The 17,176-nt window shown below is 57.1% G+C and carries 15 protein-coding genes, 2 tRNA genes and 1 rRNA gene; 8 read left to right on the top strand and 10 right to left on the bottom strand.

What is annotated here, in order from left to right; all coding sequences use genetic code 11:
- Positions 1–68 precede the first annotated feature (68 nt).
- From HY29_RS14660 to HY29_RS14650, 3 genes are all read right to left on the bottom strand, one after another.
- Positions 69–144: transfer RNA gene (locus HY29_RS14660), tRNA-Ala, on the bottom strand.
- A 55-nt stretch (positions 145–199) separates the two neighbouring features.
- A tRNA-Ile gene (locus HY29_RS14655) sits at positions 200–276 on the bottom strand.
- Positions 277–500: 224 nt separating this feature from the next.
- Positions 501–1,955 (bottom strand): 16S ribosomal RNA (locus HY29_RS14650).
- A 67-nt stretch (positions 1,956–2,022) separates the two neighbouring features.
- On the opposite strand from HY29_RS14650, the gene HY29_RS19260 reads away from it, so the two are divergent.
- Positions 2,023–2,325, top strand: a complete 303-nt coding sequence (locus tag HY29_RS19260) for a hypothetical protein (RefSeq protein WP_155838367.1) — start codon at positions 2,023–2,025, stop codon at positions 2,323–2,325.
- Positions 2,326–3,409: 1,084 nt separating this feature from the next.
- Here the strand turns inward: HY29_RS19260 and HY29_RS14645 are convergent.
- Both HY29_RS14645 and HY29_RS14640 read right to left on the bottom strand, forming a co-directional pair.
- Positions 3,410–3,844 (bottom strand): CBS domain-containing protein, encoded by a 435-nt coding sequence (locus tag HY29_RS14645; protein WP_034798232.1) that lies wholly within the window; start codon positions 3,842–3,844, stop codon positions 3,410–3,412.
- A gap of 90 nt (positions 3,845–3,934) precedes the next feature.
- A complete protein-coding gene (locus HY29_RS14640) occupies positions 3,935–4,633 on the bottom strand; it encodes a rhomboid family intramembrane serine protease (RefSeq protein ID WP_034798231.1) in 699 nt (232 codons plus the stop codon).
- A 108-nt stretch (positions 4,634–4,741) separates the two neighbouring features.
- Here HY29_RS14640 and HY29_RS14635 point away from each other — a divergent pair, with 108 nt between their 5' ends.
- Positions 4,742–5,164 (top strand): DUF4345 family protein, encoded by a 423-nt coding sequence (locus HY29_RS14635; RefSeq protein ID WP_155838366.1) that lies wholly within the window; start codon positions 4,742–4,744, stop codon positions 5,162–5,164.
- An 80-nt stretch (positions 5,165–5,244) separates the two neighbouring features.
- Here HY29_RS14635 and HY29_RS14630 read toward each other — a convergent pair whose 3' ends face one another.
- Positions 5,245–7,785 (bottom strand): TonB-dependent receptor, encoded by a 2,541-nt coding sequence (locus HY29_RS14630; protein ID WP_051601572.1) that lies wholly within the window; start codon positions 7,783–7,785, stop codon positions 5,245–5,247.
- Positions 7,786–8,194: 409 nt separating this feature from the next.
- Here HY29_RS14630 and HY29_RS14625 point away from each other — a divergent pair, with 409 nt between their 5' ends.
- Positions 8,195–8,746, top strand: a complete 552-nt coding sequence (locus tag HY29_RS14625) for a PAS domain-containing protein (RefSeq protein ID WP_162176736.1) — start codon at positions 8,195–8,197, stop codon at positions 8,744–8,746.
- A 27-nt stretch (positions 8,747–8,773) separates the two neighbouring features.
- Here the strand turns inward: HY29_RS14625 and HY29_RS14620 are convergent, their stop codons facing one another.
- The gene (locus HY29_RS14620) at positions 8,774–10,411 is read right to left on the bottom strand and encodes a choline dehydrogenase (protein ID WP_034798228.1); all 1,638 of its coding nucleotides are present in this window, start codon (positions 10,409–10,411) and stop codon (positions 8,774–8,776) included.
- A gap of 149 nt (positions 10,412–10,560) precedes the next feature.
- Between HY29_RS14620 and HY29_RS14615 the strand changes: the two genes are divergently transcribed.
- Positions 10,561–11,166, top strand: coding sequence for a PilZ domain-containing protein (locus tag HY29_RS14615; RefSeq protein WP_051601571.1), 606 nt, complete (start codon positions 10,561–10,563; stop codon positions 11,164–11,166).
- A 12-nt stretch (positions 11,167–11,178) separates the two neighbouring features.
- Here the strand turns inward: HY29_RS14615 and HY29_RS14610 are convergent, their stop codons facing one another.
- Complete coding sequence (locus HY29_RS14610; protein ID WP_034798227.1) at positions 11,179–11,709, bottom strand: gamma carbonic anhydrase family protein; 531 nt, start codon at positions 11,707–11,709, stop codon at positions 11,179–11,181.
- 260 nt (positions 11,710–11,969) lie between these two features.
- Here HY29_RS14610 and HY29_RS14605 point away from each other — a divergent pair, with 260 nt between their 5' ends.
- From HY29_RS14605 to HY29_RS14595, 3 genes are all read left to right on the top strand, one after another.
- Complete coding sequence (locus HY29_RS14605) at positions 11,970–12,779, top strand: PhoH family protein (protein ID WP_034798226.1); 810 nt, start codon at positions 11,970–11,972, stop codon at positions 12,777–12,779.
- A 253-nt stretch (positions 12,780–13,032) separates the two neighbouring features.
- Complete coding sequence (locus HY29_RS14600) at positions 13,033–13,905, top strand: class I SAM-dependent methyltransferase (protein WP_051601570.1); 873 nt, start codon at positions 13,033–13,035, stop codon at positions 13,903–13,905.
- 59 nt (positions 13,906–13,964) lie between these two features.
- A complete protein-coding gene (locus tag HY29_RS14595; protein ID WP_034798225.1) occupies positions 13,965–14,402 on the top strand; it encodes a hypothetical protein in 438 nt (145 codons plus the stop codon).
- Positions 14,403–14,407: 5 nt separating this feature from the next.
- Here the strand turns inward: HY29_RS14595 and HY29_RS14590 are convergent, their stop codons facing one another.
- Positions 14,408–14,878: a MarR family winged helix-turn-helix transcriptional regulator gene (locus HY29_RS14590; protein WP_034798224.1), complete on the bottom strand. Its 471-nt coding sequence runs from the start codon at positions 14,876–14,878 to the stop codon at positions 14,408–14,410.
- A gap of 150 nt (positions 14,879–15,028) precedes the next feature.
- Here HY29_RS14590 and HY29_RS14585 point away from each other — a divergent pair, with 150 nt between their 5' ends.
- Complete coding sequence (locus tag HY29_RS14585; protein ID WP_034798223.1) at positions 15,029–15,460, top strand: organic hydroperoxide resistance protein; 432 nt, start codon at positions 15,029–15,031, stop codon at positions 15,458–15,460.
- Between the two features lie 59 nt (positions 15,461–15,519).
- Here HY29_RS14585 and HY29_RS14580 read toward each other — a convergent pair whose 3' ends face one another.
- On the bottom strand, positions 15,520–17,118 hold the full coding sequence (locus HY29_RS14580) for a peptide chain release factor 3 (RefSeq protein ID WP_155838365.1): 1,599 nt from the start codon (positions 17,116–17,118) through the stop codon (positions 15,520–15,522).
- Positions 17,119–17,176: the final 58 nt, after the last annotated feature.

Genomic DNA, 17,176 nt, shown 5'->3' with positions numbered 1-17,176 from the left:
ACGATGACAAATATCCCGGAAGCAAATGCTCCGGAAACGGATAAACTTCTTTCGTTCGCTAAAGGCGATGGTGGAGCCAGACGGAGTCGAACCGACGACCTCCTGAATGCAAATCAGGCGCTCTCCCAACTGAGCTATGGCCCCGTATAACTGGCAACTGCCAGGTCGCTACCCTGCCCTGCGCAACCGCAGGCTTCGATGGTGGGCCGAGGAAGAGTTGAACTTCCGACCTCACGCTTATCAGGCGTGCGCTCTAACCACCTGAGCTACCGGCCCGTGACTACTCAGGGCCAGGCCCATCGCGGTCTTAGTCGAAGACAGGCGTAATAGCGCCCGCGGGGCTCGCTTAGTGCCCGAGCCTGCCGAATGCAAGCTCAAACAACGAACGAAGGAAGAGAAACGGAGACGGCGCGATAGCCGCATTTGTTTTGTCCATCAAAGTGGACTGTCTATAGAGTTCCAGAGCCTCGCGTGAGCAAGACAATCCGGAACATCCTTAGAAAGGAGGTGATCCAGCCGCAGGTTCCCCTACGGCTACCTTGTTACGACTTCATCCCAGTCACTGATCCTACCGTGGCCGCCTGCCTCCGAAGTTAGCACAGCGTCTTCGGGTAGAACCAATTCCCATGATGTGACGGGCGGTGTGTACAAGGCCCGGGAACGTATTCACCGTGGCATGCTGATCCACGATTACTAGCGATTCCACCTTCATGCCGTCGAGTTGCAGACGACAATCCGAACTGAGACAGTTTTTGGGGATTAACCCATTGTCACTGCCATTGTAGCACGTGTGTAGCCCTACCCGTAAGGGCCATGAGGACTTGACGTCATCCCCACCTTCCTCCGGCTTACCACCGGCAGTTTCCTTAGAGTGCCCACCCAAACGTGATGGCAACTAAGGATGAGGGTTGCGCTCGTTGCGGGACTTAACCCAACATCTCACGACACGAGCTGACGACAGCCATGCAGCACCTGTCACCGATCCAGCCTAACTGAAGGAATCCATCTCTGGAAACCGCGATCGGGATGTCAAGGGTAGGTAAGGTTCTGCGCGTTGCTTCGAATTAAACCACATGCTCCACCGCTTGTGCGGGCCCCCGTCAATTTCTTTGAGTTTTAACCTTGCGGCCGTACTCCCCAGGCGGAGAGCTTAATGCGTTAGCTGCGTCACCGACAGGCATGCCTGCCAACAACTAGCTCTCATCGTTTACGGTGTGGACTACCAGGGTATCTAATCCTGTTTGCTCCCCACACTTTCGCACCTCAGCGTCAGTACCAGTCCAGTTAGCCGCCTTCGCCACTGGTGTTCCACCGAATATCTACGAATTTCACCTCTACACTCGGTATTCCGCTAACCTCTCCTGGTCTCTAGACTTCCAGTTTCAAATGCAGTTCCAGGGTTGAGCCCTGGGATTTCACATCTGACTTAAAAGTCCGCCTACGTGCGCTTTACGCCCAGTAATTCCGAACAACGCTAGCCCCCTTCGTATTACCGCGGCTGCTGGCACGAAGTTAGCCGGGGCTTCTTTACTAGGTACTGTCATTATCATCCCTAGCGAAAGAATTTTACAACCCTAAGGCCTTCATCATTCACGCGGCATGGCTGCATCAGGCTTTCGCCCATTGTGCAAGATTCCCCACTGCTGCCTCCCGTAGGAGTCTGGGCCGTGTCTCAGTCCCAGTGTGGCTGATCATCCTCTCAGACCAGCTATAGATCGTCGCCTTGGTAGGCCATTACCCTACCAACTAGCTAATCTAACGCGGGCCGATCTTTCACCGATAAATCTTTCCCCCGGAGGGCGTATACGGTATTACCACTCGTTTCCAAGAGCTATTCCGTAGTGAAAGGTACGTTCCCACGCGTTACTCACCCGTCTGCCACTATGTCGTTCGACTTGCATGTGTTAAGCCTGCCGCCAGCGTTCGTTCTGAGCCAGAATCAAACTCTCAAGTTGAGTGTTGATCTGACGAAACCATCCATTGGAATATGGACGGTTACTTAAGCTGTTAAGCATTTAAGTATTGCGTTCTATTGACGAGAAACCCTTAGTCACAAAGACCAGTTTGACCTGGTCGATGGAAAAAGAATTTTCTCTCAAGAAACGCATCCGTCGTGATCGTTTGGAAAGGCCGAAGCCTTATCCGCAAGCCATCACGCCGCCTGCGTTTCTCTTCCTAATCTCTTACGATGTCAAACAGCGTGGAACCGAAGCTCCGAAGGTCTCCATCAGAAGGCCGTGGCCCCGTCCGGAAGTGGCGGCTTATATGAGCCACCGAATTGCCCGTCAACACTCTTTTTTGCGCTTTCTGCAGTTAGGTGTTTGACCACCGCTCTGCCTGAATTTTAGCGCAAAAGAAGCTGCTTGCCGAAATGATCCGGCCCGCAAATTCGAGCGTTTCGAGGAACCGCATATATAGCCCCTGTTCGACGAAAAGTTCAAGAACTTTTTCACCAACCAGCTGAGCTTTTCAGCGGGCCCGCTTCAGAGCGAAGAGCTCTTAGGCGGAAGTGGCGGCTTATATGGGCCGCCGTTTCCCCCGTCAACCTCTTTTCTGCGGCCTTTGCAGTGAGGCAGCGAACCGCCAGACCTGCATTATAAAGACCAGAGAAGAACCTTGTGACCGATCCAAAGAACGGCCTGAAAGTTCAGGCTGCTGGGGCCGAACCAGGAACCAGTTGAGCAAGGGATAAAACCTCGTAACCTCAATTGATTTCCCGAACCGGAATCTGCGTTCCGAAGCCGTGGCCTCGTCTGCAGAGTGGCGGCTTATATGGGCCGCCCTTTTCTCCGTCAACACCCTTTTTGCGGCTTCTGCAGTCAGTGATGAAAACATCAAAACCGCGTCAGTTGTTCCGCAAACGAATAATCCGTGCCGATATTAAATCGGCCTTTTATATCCAGGCGTTTGGAGCCGAGCCAGGAAGCAGTTGAGCAAGGGATAAAACCTTGTATCTCAATTGTTTTCCCGAACCGGGTTCTGCGTTCCGAAGCCGTGACCCCGTCTGCAGAGTGGCGGCTTATATGGACCGCCCTTCTTCCCGTCAACACCCTTTTTCGCGGCTTCTGCAGTAAATGATGAAATCATCAAAACCGCCAGATTAAGACCGCAAAAGAACCCGCCAACCGATGCTATATCGGCCCGCAAAATCCCGAGCGTGTAAGGGAACCGAGTTAAGGGCTCTGCGTGGGAAAGACGAAAACGTCCGATCCATTTAGAGGCCCGAAATCCGGGCCCGCGTCTGAAACCCGAAGGCCTCGTCAGCGGAGGTGGCGATGTACTCCCCGCCCCCGGTTGCCGCAACCCCATAATGCAGGATTTCTGCACAAAACCGCACAGATTTGTGTCGGCCATGATCCTGCAGCAGGCACTGCAGGATCAAAAACCCAATGAAGACAAGGAGTGAGACCTAGTACTGCGCTGACAGGTAAGACTTCATCGCTTCTGCCTCTGCTTCAGTGGCTGCGATCTTCCACTTCACCAGGTCACCGATGGAGATGACGCCGATCAGCTTTTCGGCGCGTAAAACAGGCAAATGGCGGATACGGCGATCCGTCATCAACTGCAGGGCTTCCTCAATCTGGGTCACCGACTCGATGGTAATGACGTGACGGGTCATCGCATCACCGACTTTCAGATCCAGCGCTTCGGCGCCGCGGCGCGCCACATGGCGTACAATGTCACGCTCAGACAGGACGCCAACAATCTCTCCGTCATCGTCCAGCGCCACAACAGCGCCGATTCGACGACTATCCAGTGTCATTGCCGCCTCTGATAAGGATTGATCCGCCTTAACGGAAATAATCTCGAATCCCTTGTCGTTCAGGATCTGGTCCAGTGTCATCCACGTCCTCCCATGATGCGCGGTGCCCCTGCGACACCGTCTTGTTTTGCCACATCATAGCATATTTGACGCTTGGAGGCGATTGCTGACCTAAATTCCCGCTCTCTGGCGGCGTGTCAGCATGTACCGGAAGAGAATCGCTCCTACGGCATAGCCCCCAATATGGGCCTGCCAGGCAATCTCGGCGCCGAACATGGAAGGCCCCAGGAATGCCAGCACCGCATTGGCCACCACAAATACTGCTGAAACGGTCAGAAACTTGCGACTGAGCAGATTCGGGCCATTCTGAAGCAACAGCACAGCAGCAAGATAGCCGGACACCCCGCCAGACGCGCCAATTGCCGGCGGGCCAGACGGAAAATGGGCGAGCAAATGAGCGATTGAGCCTCCTGCCACGCTTACCAGGAAGAGAATCAGGAAGGCGGCATTGCCTCCCATGGTGCTGCGAGAAACCCGCTGCAGCACAAGATAGACGGGCTTGCCGAGCGCAATCAGCATCACGGCATTCATCAGAAGATGAGACCAGCTTCCATGAACGAAGGCCGTTCCAACCAGCGGAATCAGCGCGGCCAGCGCATTTCCATAGGGTGGATAGGCCTGCGGACCGACATTCACGCCTGCCCAGCCCCAGAATCGCTCAGGGAAAACAGCCCCGACATCCACAAAGAAGCCATCAAGCGACTGACCGCCCAGCAGCCTGATCACGTGCGCCACGACAAGGCTGAGCGCCAGCGCTGTCACCAGCGGCGGGGCATTGATAATGGGGGGCGCTTGCCGGGACTTTGGCATAAAGGCCTGCTCCTTGTAAGAATCTGCCCTAATAGATGGTGTTCCGGGCCCAATTTCCACCCCGAACACACCTGAAGCCACAAAACGCGGGAAGCTCATTCAGAAAAGGTGCCTCTTTCCGACAGAAAATTGCGCCCTAGTTCCCCTTACATGCTGATACGTGTCTTCCTTGCCGCCCTCGCCCTTTGCTTTGCCATCTTCGGGACATGGTCGATTCTCGACCCCGCCGCGATGGGAGCCTCCCTTGGCGTCACCTTTGCCGGCGGAAACGGCATCTATGAAGCCCGGGGCGTTTATGGCGGCGTCAGCTTGGGCGCGGCATTACTGCTGCTCTCCGGAGTATTCAGGGAGCGGATGATACGCCCGGCACTCTGGTTTGTCGCGGCTTATATGGGTGGCTATACGTTTGCCCGAATTGCGGGTCTTATCGCAGGCGATAAACCGACCACTGATTTTATCCTGTTCGCTGCATTCGAGGTCGTTTGCATGATCCTCGCGATCATCGCACTCAAGGCATACAAACCAAAATAGCCCCTGCCCCGAGAATTACCGGCAAAAGAAAAGGCCCCGCCAATGGACGGGGCCTTCTTTGTCTCGGTCCAGGCTTAGGCCTAGAAGCTCTTGCGCACAGTCACGCCATAGGTAGCTGGCTGGTTCGGATATCCCGATAGCGAGCCTTGCTGTGCCACTGCCGGGAAGGCAACCGTGATGTACTCATCATCAAAGATGTTACGGCCCCACAGAGTGACGCTGAGCCCATCCTGTGTGGTGAAGCCGGCAGAGGCATTCACCGTGCTCACTTCCTTCTCCATGTCGATCAGGGCCTGATCTTGCGGATCATCGAAATAATCTGACGGGCTTTCATACTGCCAGTCCGCCCGGATGAAGGAATCCAGGGAATTGACCGTGAAGCTGTAAGTCGCTGCCAGAGAGGTCGACAGGTCCGGAATGCCATAGGGCTTCCGGCCGCTCAGATCTCCGGAGGCAGAGTTCGGGAAGCTGTCATAGACAGGATCCAGATACGTGCCTGCCGCAGAGACGAGCAACTGGTCCGTCACATTCCATTGAATGTCTGCCTCAACGCCCTGGGTCGACTGCTTGCCGGCATTGGTCAGCGCAAAGCCCGTACCGGTGAAGGCGTTGGACTGGAAGCCTTCAATGGTCTGGTCAAAGATCGCCACGTTGAATGCGAAATTGCTGTAGGCGCCTTTGATACCAAGCTCATAAACCTCGGAGTCTTCCGGGCCGGCATACCGCGTGCCTTGCGTCAGGTTCGGCGTCAGCAGCCCGCCCTGCGCCAGGAGGGCATAGCTGGCGGCTGTCGGGCGGCTGTCGCGGGAGAGGTTCCACGAGGTTGCCTTGAAGCCGGTCGCATATGATCCGTAGAGATTGATATTGTCTGTCAGGTCATAGGCGAGGCGCAATGTGACTGACGTATCCTCATCATTGGTAGAGCCTCCTTCCACCGCATTCGGGAAGTCCAGGAATTGCGGGAAGAATTGCAATTGCTGGAGGCTGCCCGTCGCACCGGCGGCTGTCGCCTGCATCGCGGCAAAGATATCAGGGAAGTTCGTCGCAAAGGCTCCGACAGCTGCCGGATTGGTCGGGTCAACACCTGCCTGGATCAATTGACCGCCAAGCGTGACCTGCTGGATGCCAGGAGCCAAGGGATCAAGATCCACGGCAGCAAACGCGTCGGTCGACACGACGTTCGCAAATGCGTCCTTGTTATCCTGGGTATAGTTCAGGCCGAACGTCGCGGTCAGGCGATCATTGATGTGGTAATCAACCGTCCCGAAGAGAGAGGCCGCCGTGTTGTCCTGGCCGTAGGCCTCCGTCATGCCCTGTCCAGGCTGGAAGAATGTGCCCGGTGCCACACCGAACACGGTCGGCTCCAGCCCCGTCAGAAGGCCGGAAGACAGGATGTCTATATAACCGCGGATCTGGCTGCCATAGAGCAGCTGGTTCTCGATATCGACACTTTCGTCGAAATAGAAGGCACCAACCATCCAGTCGACCGGGCCTGTGCCGTTGGACGTCAGGCGGACTTCCTGTGTAAACGTCTTGATTTCGGTGTCGTTCGAGTTGCGGCTCAGCAGGTCTGCACTGGTGAAGTCAGAATCCTGATCGGTGGTCAGCTCGGATTTGCGATAGGCCGTAATGGACGTCAGCGTAAACGCGCCCATGTCGAAATCGCCCTGCAGAGACACACCGCCATTGGAAATCTGGTTGGTGGACGGGAAATTGTAAGCCACTTTGTAGGCGAACGGATCTTCTGCAACAATCTGGCCACCCAGCGCGACGACAGCTGCACCGGTCGGGCCATTCACGACGTTTGCCGCGATACAGCAAACTTCATCAATCTCGTCATAATCGGCGATCAGGCGGAAAGACATGTTGTCGGTCGGCTCAAACAGCATCTCGCCGCGAATGTTCCACCGGTCACGTTCGTTGGAGGGGACGCCAGAGCCGATATCCTCGGCATAGCCGTCACGGGTATTGTATCCGCCGCCCAGGCTGAAAGCGAGATTCTCGCTGATCGGACCGGTGACATAGCCGCCAAGACGATAGCCATCATAATTGCTGATCGTGCCTTCGACGTTTCCGCCCCATTCATATTGAGGCTTCTTGGTGATGATCGAAATCACACCGGCAGAGGCGTTCTTGCCGAAAAGAGTGGATTGTGGCCCGCGCAGCACTTCGACACGCTGAATATTCGGCAGGTCAGAAATCTGCGAGGCAGAGCGCGAACGATACACGCCATCAATGAACACACCGACGGACGGCTCGATGCCGGCATTGTTGGACCCGTTACCAAAGCCGCGAATGATGAAGTTCGTATTGGCCGAAGACTGCTGCTGGCTGACGCGCAGGGACGGCACGATGGATTGCAGATCACCGAGATCAACAATCTCTGACTTCTCAATCACGGACTCATCCACAACGGACACAGCCACGGGCACATCCTGCAGGGTTTGTTCGCGCTTGGTCGCGGTAATAGTGACCGTCTGGAGCGTGCGGGATGTGTCTTCGTCTGCATCCTGGGCAAATGCCGGAGCGGAGATGGAGGCAATAGCAGCGAGGCCTGCGCCCAGGCAGAGCGCGGACTTGTAACTGGACGCGCGATCAGCGCGGAATTTGGCAATTTTCACTTAGTTTCCCTTTGAGCAAGATTTCTGTTCAGGAGGTTTTACGCTTCGGTTGTATTTATTATTGCCTAGGGTCTAAGCGGTTCGGATCGCTTTGCAATATGTAACGGCAAGTCAACTCTGACATAGCCATTACAGGATGACACAATAACCACAGCCTGACCTGATCACGGGCAGGCGTGTACCGTCATGAGACTCCTCCACACGGCATCTTTTGCGGGGCGCATCCCCTCCCCTGCCGGAATCCCACAGAATCAGGTCCTAAAACACCTCAGCGGGGAAAATGACCTGAACTCCTGACAGGATATTCCCGCGCGGCGGGAATGCGGCAGACTGGAACAGATATTGCGGAAGAGAGAGCCGAACTGGCCCGCACGGGCCTCGCGCATATCTGATGGAGCCTCCGCTCAATATGGAAGACCGATCTATTCACCCTAATACCAGGATCCTGCTGGATGCCTGGCGTCGCATGAACGCTGCCCCCGAGGAATTTTCCCTTCATGGTCCGCGCGCGAATGAACATCCTGACCTTCTCACGAACCTGTTCGTGATCCAGGCAACGGGGGACGGCGCATGGGAGTTTCGGTCCGCCGGCGATGGCCTTCGCGCTCTGCTTGGCAGAGAGCTGGCCCACCATGATTTTCTTACTCTCTGGACCGGCCCTGACCGCGCGATGATGACAGGTTTCCTGGAAGCCGTACATATGGACGGCGGACCAGGTGTCATTCGCGGGCGTGGTGAGACCCTGACGGGACAGCGCGCAGAAGTCGAAATTACGGTCATGCCGCTCGCAGAGTCTCAATCAGGCTCACGCGAAAACCGCTTCCTCGGGCTCTATCAGACACTGGGCGGTGTCCCGACCCTTCGAGGGCGCCCGATATGGCGTCACCGGATTTCCATGCTGGTGCCACCGGATACCCGCCCCGAAAGCCCTGCGCTGAAGGTTGTCTCTTCAAACGACTAGACTGTCCGGGGCGGTGCCTTTCCAGGCTTAGGCGAGTTCGACCTGCGGTTCTTCCGCCGCAAGCGGCGCCTTCTTCAGGATCATGTCGGCCGCCTTTTCCGCGATCATGATGGTCGGCGCATTGGTGTTGCCACCGATCAGCGTGGGCATGACGGACGCATCGATCACCCGCAAACCCTCAACGCCTCTCACGCGTAGCTCTCCATCAAGCGGACTGTCTTCCGAGACGCCCATCGCGACTGTGCCGACCGGATGATAGATCGTCTCGCCCATGCGGCGCACGAAGGAGTTGATCTCTTCATCGCTCTTCACGCTCTCACCGGGCATGATCTCCGCGCCGGTCAGCGCTTTCAGCGCGTTCTGAGAGCAGATATCCCGCACCATTTTGACCGCTTCGCGCATTGCCCTGCGGTCTTCCTCGGTTGCCAGATAGTTTGGATCAATGGCCGGCGCATCAAATGGATCGGATGAGGCGAGGCAGACTGTGCCCCGGCTTTCCGGCCGCAGCTGGCATGCATGTACCGTATAACCATCCTTGTCGGCCTCGTGCTTGGCATGGTCCATCATGATGGCATTGACCAGGTGAAGCTGGATGTCCGGCATTTCCAGGCCTTCACGGGATTTCAGGAAAGCCCCCGCCTGAAGATGGTTGTCGGCTCCTGCGCCCGTCTGGTTGATCAGATACTGGATGCCCACGCCCAGCTTCTTGATGCCTTTCTGCATGGAATAGGCAGACAGTGGCTGGGTCATTTCGTGAATGATGGTCAGGTCCAGATGGTCCTGAAGGTTCTGCCCCACTTTGACAGACTTGGCTTTCGTCTCGATGCCGAACCGCCCCAGATGCTCCGGATTGCCGATGCCGGACAGTTGCAGCAATTGCGGCGACTGCACCGCCCCGGCACAGACCAGCACCTCTCCGGACGCGTGGATCTCCTGGGCCAGACGGCCCTTGCCTTCCACCACTTCAACCCCGGTGGCGCGGCCATTCTCGATCAGCACGCGTGTCACCAGCCCGGTGGAGATGACCGTCAGATTCGGACGCACGCCGACAATCGGGCGCAGATATCCGAAAGACGCACTCCAACGCTCGCCCTTATGGATGGTGCGTTGATACCGGCCGACACCTTCCTGGTCCGCGCCGTTGAAATCCTGTGTTGTCTTGTAGCCGGCCTCTTCCCCGGCCTGCAGGAAGGCCCGGTAAATCGGAGAATTCATCGGGCTTTCGGAAACCTTCAGCGGGCCCGCGCCGCCATGGAAGGCATTATCCCCGCCTTCATAGCCCTCAGAGCGCCGGAAATACGGCAGCACATCGCCATAGCCCCATCCCTTCAGGCCCATCTGGGCCCATTGATTATAGTCCCCCGCATGGCCACGAATATAGACCATTCCGTTGATCGAGGAGGAGCCGCCCCAGCCTTTTCCGCGCGGCCACCACAGCTTGCGACCGTTCATATGCTTCTGGGGTTCGGTCCAGAAACCCCAGTTATAATCGTTTACATCCTTGATCAGGTTTCCAACCCCTGCGGGCATGCGCACCATGAGGGAGTTATCTTTCTTGCCAGCCTCAATCAGACACACCTTAATCGCGGGATCTGCAGATAATCGGTTGGCTAGAGCGCATCCGGCGCTGCCCGCGCCCACAATAATATAGTCATAGGTTTCCACCTCTATTTCCTCCGGTTTGTCATCTCTGGTTAACGGATTCAGGTAATCCTTCACCTTCCCACAACAGTTTGTGAATGAAACTCCAGTAAGTAAAGACTTGTGTGGGGGAAGATGAATGCGAGGCCAGGAGGCCTACAGGAGTGAAGTTTATGTCTGCACCCCAGCTGTCTATGACGCACACAAGCCCGTTGGCGAAATCTGAGCGGGACCGTCGTCAACACGAACGTATCGATCTTGAGATCGGCGGCTGTTATCTTGATGAGGAAAGTCAGGACCATCGCCTGGTCACTGAAAACCTTTCCTGCTCCGGCGCCTTGATGCGCGCCGCAACCATCCCTTCCGAGGGCTCAAACGTAATCTGCTATTTCGACGACCTTGGTCGTGTCGCTGCAACCGTCGTGCGCACGTCTGACGACGGTTTTGCTGTGCAGTTCAACGTCGTGCCGCACAAGCGCGAGAAACTGGCCAATCGCCTGTCCTGGCTGGCCAACAAGGATGAGAGCGAACTTCCGGAAGAGCGCACAGCCCCGCGCTATCCGACGAGCGGACATGCCCAGGTCATCCGCAAGAATGGCCAGCATCTGGCCTGCAATGTCATCGACATTTCCCTGACAGGTGCCAGCCTTGAAACCCACGGCCCCCTGCCAGCCATCGACGAGATCGTGACGGCAGGCAATCTTCAGGGGCGCGTCGTGCGCGTTGGCGAAGGCAATTTCGCCATCAACTTCCTGCGCAAGGATGAACGGGAAGACTAATGCCAGACCGGATCAGTCGATCCGTTTCAGGCTGTCGCGATGCCGCTTCCAGTTCTCGACATAATGAACCGCTGACATCTTGATCACCTGGATCTGGTGGTCGGAAATTTCCTTCACAACCTTCCCGGGCGCTCCCATTACAAGGGAGTTGTCCGGGATTTCTTTTCCTTCCGGAAGGAGCGCGTGGGCGCCGATGATGCAATTCTTGCCGATCTTGGCATTGTTCAGAATCGTGGAGCCGATGCCGATCAGCGTTTCCTCGCCAATCGTGCAACCATGCAGCATCACCATATGACCAACCGTGACATTTGCCCCAATGGTGAGCGGACAGCCGACATCGGTATGCAGCACGCTGCCATCCTGAATGTTGGAATTCTCGCCAATCGTGATCGGGTCATTATCCCCACGCAAGGTTGCGCCATACCAGACTGAGGCATTCTCCTTGAGAATGACATTGCCCATCACCTGGGCATTCTCCGCAACCCAGTAATTCCCGCTTTCCGGCAGGATGGGGCGGGTTCCGTCAATTTCGTAGATCGCCATGGGTCTGGGGCCTCCTTATTTCGCAAACGGAATTATTGTTTAATCTTCTGATAACCTTGCTACACTCTAATCATCAACAGATTCGGAGTTGGAGACGGTCATCAGCAGACCTTGTCACACCCCGCCGCCCGGGCGTCCAGCCCAGGAACTGGCTTCACCGCCCTCGGGGCGTCAGGCCTCTTCTTCCTCCCAGTTTCCACCAAGCCACTGTGCGTTCTTGCCAGTGGCTTTTTTCTTGCCCGCAACCAAGGAGTCCACCCATGGGTAAACGCAATGCAGCGAAGCGAATGAAGCAAGGGTCTGAGGTCAACCTGAATGGTTGGTTCGAGGAAGGCTCCCGCGGCAAGAGCCCACAATTGCACGCCATTGAAGGTGGCCGGGGCTGGCACCCGGATGATGCCGATGGCAAACAAACTCATCAGCGATCGGAAAATGGGCGCACACAGCGTTACCAGAAGACGGTGAAGCCGCGGTCTGAAAACCAGGCACAGCTGATGAAGGCCATTGATGATCACGCTCTGGTCGCCGCGCTTGGGCCCGCTGGCACCGGCAAGACTTATCTCGCTATCTGCAAGGCGGTTGAGGCCCTGCAGAAAGGCAAGGTCGCGCGGATCATTCTCTCGCGCCCTGCGGTGGAGGCTGGCGAGCAGATCGGCTTCCTGCCCGGCGCCATGGAAGACAAGCTCGCCCCCTATCTGCGCCCACTATATGATGCCCTGTCGGACAGGCTGTCTCCAGGACAGCTGAAGCACATGCTGGCCGAGGGCGTCATCGAGATTGCCCCGATTGGTTTCATGCGGGGACGTACACTGAACAATGCCTTCATCGTTATTGATGAAGCGCAGAACTGCACCTACACGCAGTTAAAGATGCTGCTGACACGCCTTGGCTGGCACTCCACAATGGTCATCACCGGAGATCCGGCGCAAAGCGATCTGCTGCCGGAGTTTTCAGGCCTCGCCAATGCGGCGGAGCGTCTTGAGAAACTTGGCGGCGCCGCTGTCGTCAAGCTCGAAGGCAAGGACGTCGTCCGCCACCCCCTTGTCCAGGATATGCTGGACGTTCTGTAGAGTAACTTCGCTCTCCTCCAACCCGCCGGACTTGCCATCCGGCGGGCTTTTTATTGCGCCACGCGCGCGCCTCCCCACCCCCTACCCGGCGGTGTCTGGCTTGTTATAACATGATAATGATTTTCATTTGCAATTTGAGCTGGTGCATCATATTTAACGGGCAGGATAAAAAATCTCGTGCAAAGCCATAAGGCTCGCGCACGCACAGAGAGGGATAAGGGCGGCCTGCCAGATCAGGGCACCACAGGATGACATGACCGATACTCAGCAAAACATGCAGGGCGAATACTGGAACAAGAGCGGGGCAGAGCGTTGGCAGCGCAATGCCCACCATCTGGAGCAGGCCCTTTCTCCGTTCTCAGCCGAAATTATCGGCCATATCGCCCCCGCACCGACCGACAACATTCTGGATATTGGATGCGGCACCGGTGACCTCTCGACAGATCTGGCGCGTTTGACACCTGGTGGCCAGATCGTCGGGCTGGATATCTCTGCGCCGCTGCTGGAAACGGCCCGGAACCGGAATAAGGATGCGCCGCTGCCCAATCTCTCCTTCAGTCTGGGAGACGCCTCCACCTGGCAGCCAAACGCCTCTGTCGATGGGGTTGTGTCCCGGTTTGGCGTGATGTTCTTCGAACAACCAGAAGCCGCTTTTGAGAATATCCGCAACATGCTGAAACCTGGCGGGCGCATGGCGTTTGCCGCATGGGCCAGCATGGAGGAAAATGAATGGGTCTCTGCCCCTCTGAACGCCGTGAAAGCCTATCTGAACGAAACCAGCCCTGGCCCGCTGCCCGTGCCGGCACCCAACACACCTGGTCCATTCGGTCTGGCAGACCGCAACCGGATTGAGCATGTTCTGACCAGTTCGGGCTGGACGGACATTAAGATCTCACCCTGGGTCGGGCATTTGGAATTCCAGAGCATGAAGACCCTGGAAGACATTGTGGGCTTCATGACCAGTATGGGCGGTGTGGCGCGTATGGTCGGCAGTGGCCTGATCGAGGCAGAAGAGGCCCGCGCGGCTGTCAGAGATTTCCTGACACCGATCTGGGAAGACGGGACCGCTACGGTCTGGCGCGCCAAGGCCTGGGTCGTGTCGGCCATAAACCCGGGAACAGAATAATAGATGCCCTCCCCCTTGCGGGGGATGTGGCATCCTTGAGGGCGGGCTACTTTCACCGCATGAAAACGCGCATCCTCCTGTCAGCCTTGCTTGGGCTGAGCTTCGCCCTTCCCCTCAACGCCTCGGCAGAGCCGGCCTCACCGGAAGAAACCACCGCCTTTATCGGCACTTGGTCCATCGCCTGGCCGGATGAGTCCGGCGTGATCGTCAATGTGCCGGACGCGACCTGTGACGCCCCGGCCGTGATAGAGCGCATCGACGAAGAGACGATCCACGTTGCGACGCCCGGCGGCGATATGGGAAATTGGGATGTCCGCAGCTTCGATGGCCGCTTTCCGTGGTGGCGCGAGGATGGCCAGTCCCTGGTCTCCGAATGGAAAGGCGAAGATGCGTTTCTGCTGGCCGGAAAGGATCGCACTGGCATCATGTCCGACTGGGACAATGCCAAACAGTGGACCCGCTGTCCGGCAGACGAAACCGAAAGCCAGCAAGACTAGGCTTGTCAGCTGGCACTGCGCTCCTGCGCCCAGTCCGAAAGGTTTGATCGCAGGGAGTCGATCTTTGTGACCAGACCTTTCAGTTCCTCGATCGACATGCCGGTCGCCTCAATGATCTCGGGCGGAATACAGGCCGCTTCGGTCTGCATCGCCTTCCCCTGCTTCGTCAGGCGAATGCGCACTTGCCGCTCATCCTGCGGATCGCGGCCGCGCGAGACATAGCCGAGGGCTTCCAAGCGTTTCAGCATCGGTGTCAGCGTATTGGATTCCAGGTAGAGCTTGCGGCCCAACTCGCCGACTGACTGGTCGTCATGCGCCCACAGCATCACCATCACAAGATATTGCGGATAGGTGAGACCCAGCGCTTTCAGCAAGGGCTGGTAGACGCGGTTCATGGCGTGATTGCCAGCATACAGGCCGAAGCACAGGAAATCATTCAGCACGATGTCGTCACTGCTATCTGTCTGATCTGCCATCTGTTCCTCCTGTCGCGGCAATGGATTTGCCTCTCCTGACAAAATAAGTCGCACGCGATCTTATCGCAAGCCTTGCAAAGGCGAGCACGCGCACATAAATATCACTCACGATTTAATCGTGCACGATATTTATTGACACAGGAGTCTATCATGCCAGTCAAAGTCCTCTACGAAACCAAAGTCGTCGCAACAGGTGGCCGTGACGGGTCAGCCGAAACGCCGGATGGTAATCTGAAACTGAACCTCTCCACCCCGAAAGAACTCGGCGGTGCCGGTGGCGACGGCAACAACCCGGAACAACTCTTCGCCGCAGGCTATGCCGCCTGCTTCATCGGCGCGCTGAAAGCTGCCGCAAGCCAGAACAAACATCTGAAAGTGCCCGCAGATGTGAAGACGACCGCGACGGTCGGCATCGGGCCGCTCGCAGAAGGCGGCTTCGGCCTGGAAGTGGCGTTGGATGTCTCACTGCCCGGCCTTGAACAGGCCGCAGCGGACGAACTGGTGAGCAAGGCGCACCAGATTTGCCCCTATTCCAACGCGACACGCGGGAATATTGACGTCAAACTGTCCGCATCCGTCTGATAACATCCTCCGGAAGCCACCTGAAAATGGCTTCCGGCTTTTCCCCATCACGGGAAAGTCTACAGCATACGTTCTTTCGTGGCCGTGAAGCGGATGTCCGGGTTCTTTTCCTGCGCGTAGCCGACATCCCAGGCATTCTTCGCCAGATAGACCGGCGCACCATCAAGATCCGTTCCGCTATAGGATTTGTTTTTGTCGAGGAACGCTTCCAGGAGCTTCGGATCATCACTGCTCATCCAGCGCGCCACATTATAGGGCGCGGGCTCGAACACGACTTCCAGATTGTACTCTGCCGCAACGCGCTCGATCATCACTTCGAACTGCAGCTGGCCGACCGCCCCGACAATCATGTCAGATCCGATTGTCGGCTTGAACAACTGGGTCACGCCCTCTTCTGCCAGGCTTTCCAGCGCCTTGCGCAAATGCTTGGCTTTCATCGGATCTTTCACCCGTGCACGGCGCAACAGTTCCGGTGCGAAGTTCGGGATCCCGCCAAACTGAATATCTCCGCTCTCGGACAGGCTGTCACCTACACGCAACTGCCCATGGTTCGGCACGCCAATCACATCGCCTGCATAGGCGGTTTCCGCAATCCCGCGATCCTGAGCCAGAAACATCATCGGATTGTGGATGTTCAGCTGCTTGCCCGCCGTCGTCTTCAGACGCATGCCGCGCTTGAACTCACCCGAGCAGAGCCGCAGGAAAGCAACGCGGTCGCGATGGTTCGGGTCCATGTTTGCCTGGATCTTGAAAACAAAGCCTGCCACCGGCTTGTCAGAGGCGTGAATCGTTACCGGTTCGCCCTTCTTCTCGGCCTTCTGATCTCGTGGCGCAGGCGCATACTCATGCAGCGTGCGGAGCAATTCAGACACCCCGAAATGGCGCAGCGCCGAGCCAAACACGACCGGCGTCATGTGGCCGCCCAGAAAGGCCTCTTCATCAAAATCCGGCAACAGGGTGGTCGCCATCTCGGCGCCTTCGCTGAGTTCCTCATAGACGCTTTCGTCCAGAGTGGCGGTCAACGTATCATCATCCCCCGGAATACGCGTGGCCGGGCCAATGCGCGGGGCTTCGCCAGGCTTGCGCTCAAACTGGCAGAATTCCTGTTTCTTCAAATCCATCATGCCGGCAAAGCGCTGGCCGCTCGCGGCAGGCCAGTAAAGCGGCGCGGTATCCAGCTGCAGCTTGTCCTGGATCTCGTCCAGCAGAGCGATCGGATCCTGTGCCTCACGGTCCATCTTGTTGATGAAGGTGACGATCGGGATGTCGCGTAGACGGCAGACTTCGAACAGTTTCAGGGTCTGCGGCTCGATACCTTTTGCGGCGTCCAGCACCATGACGGCGCAGTCAGCTGCGGTCAGCGTGCGGTAAGTGTCCTCGGAAAAGTCTTCGTGGCCTGGTGTGTCGAGCAAGTTGAAGACAAGGCCGTCATACTCGAACGTCATGACAGAGGCGGACACCGAGATGCCGCGATCCCGCTCGATCTTCATCCAGTCAGACGTTGTGCGGCGGGCTTCGCCGCGCGCGGCGACCTCACCTGCGGCGCGGATGGCACCGCCAGCCAATAGCAGGTTTTCCGTCAGCGTCGTCTTACCGGCGTCCGGGTGGGAAATGATGGCAAAGGTGCGCCGCCGGGCGGCTTCCTGTTCATGGGACATGGAAATTCAGGCTCTTTCGTATTCGGCAGAGCCCCTAGCCCATTTGGGCTGGTGATTG

Source organism: Hyphomonas beringensis (assembly GCF_000682755.1).
GTDB lineage: Bacteria > Pseudomonadota > Alphaproteobacteria > Caulobacterales > Hyphomonadaceae > Hyphomonas > Hyphomonas beringensis.
This window is presented reverse-complemented; position numbering and strand designations above follow the sequence as displayed.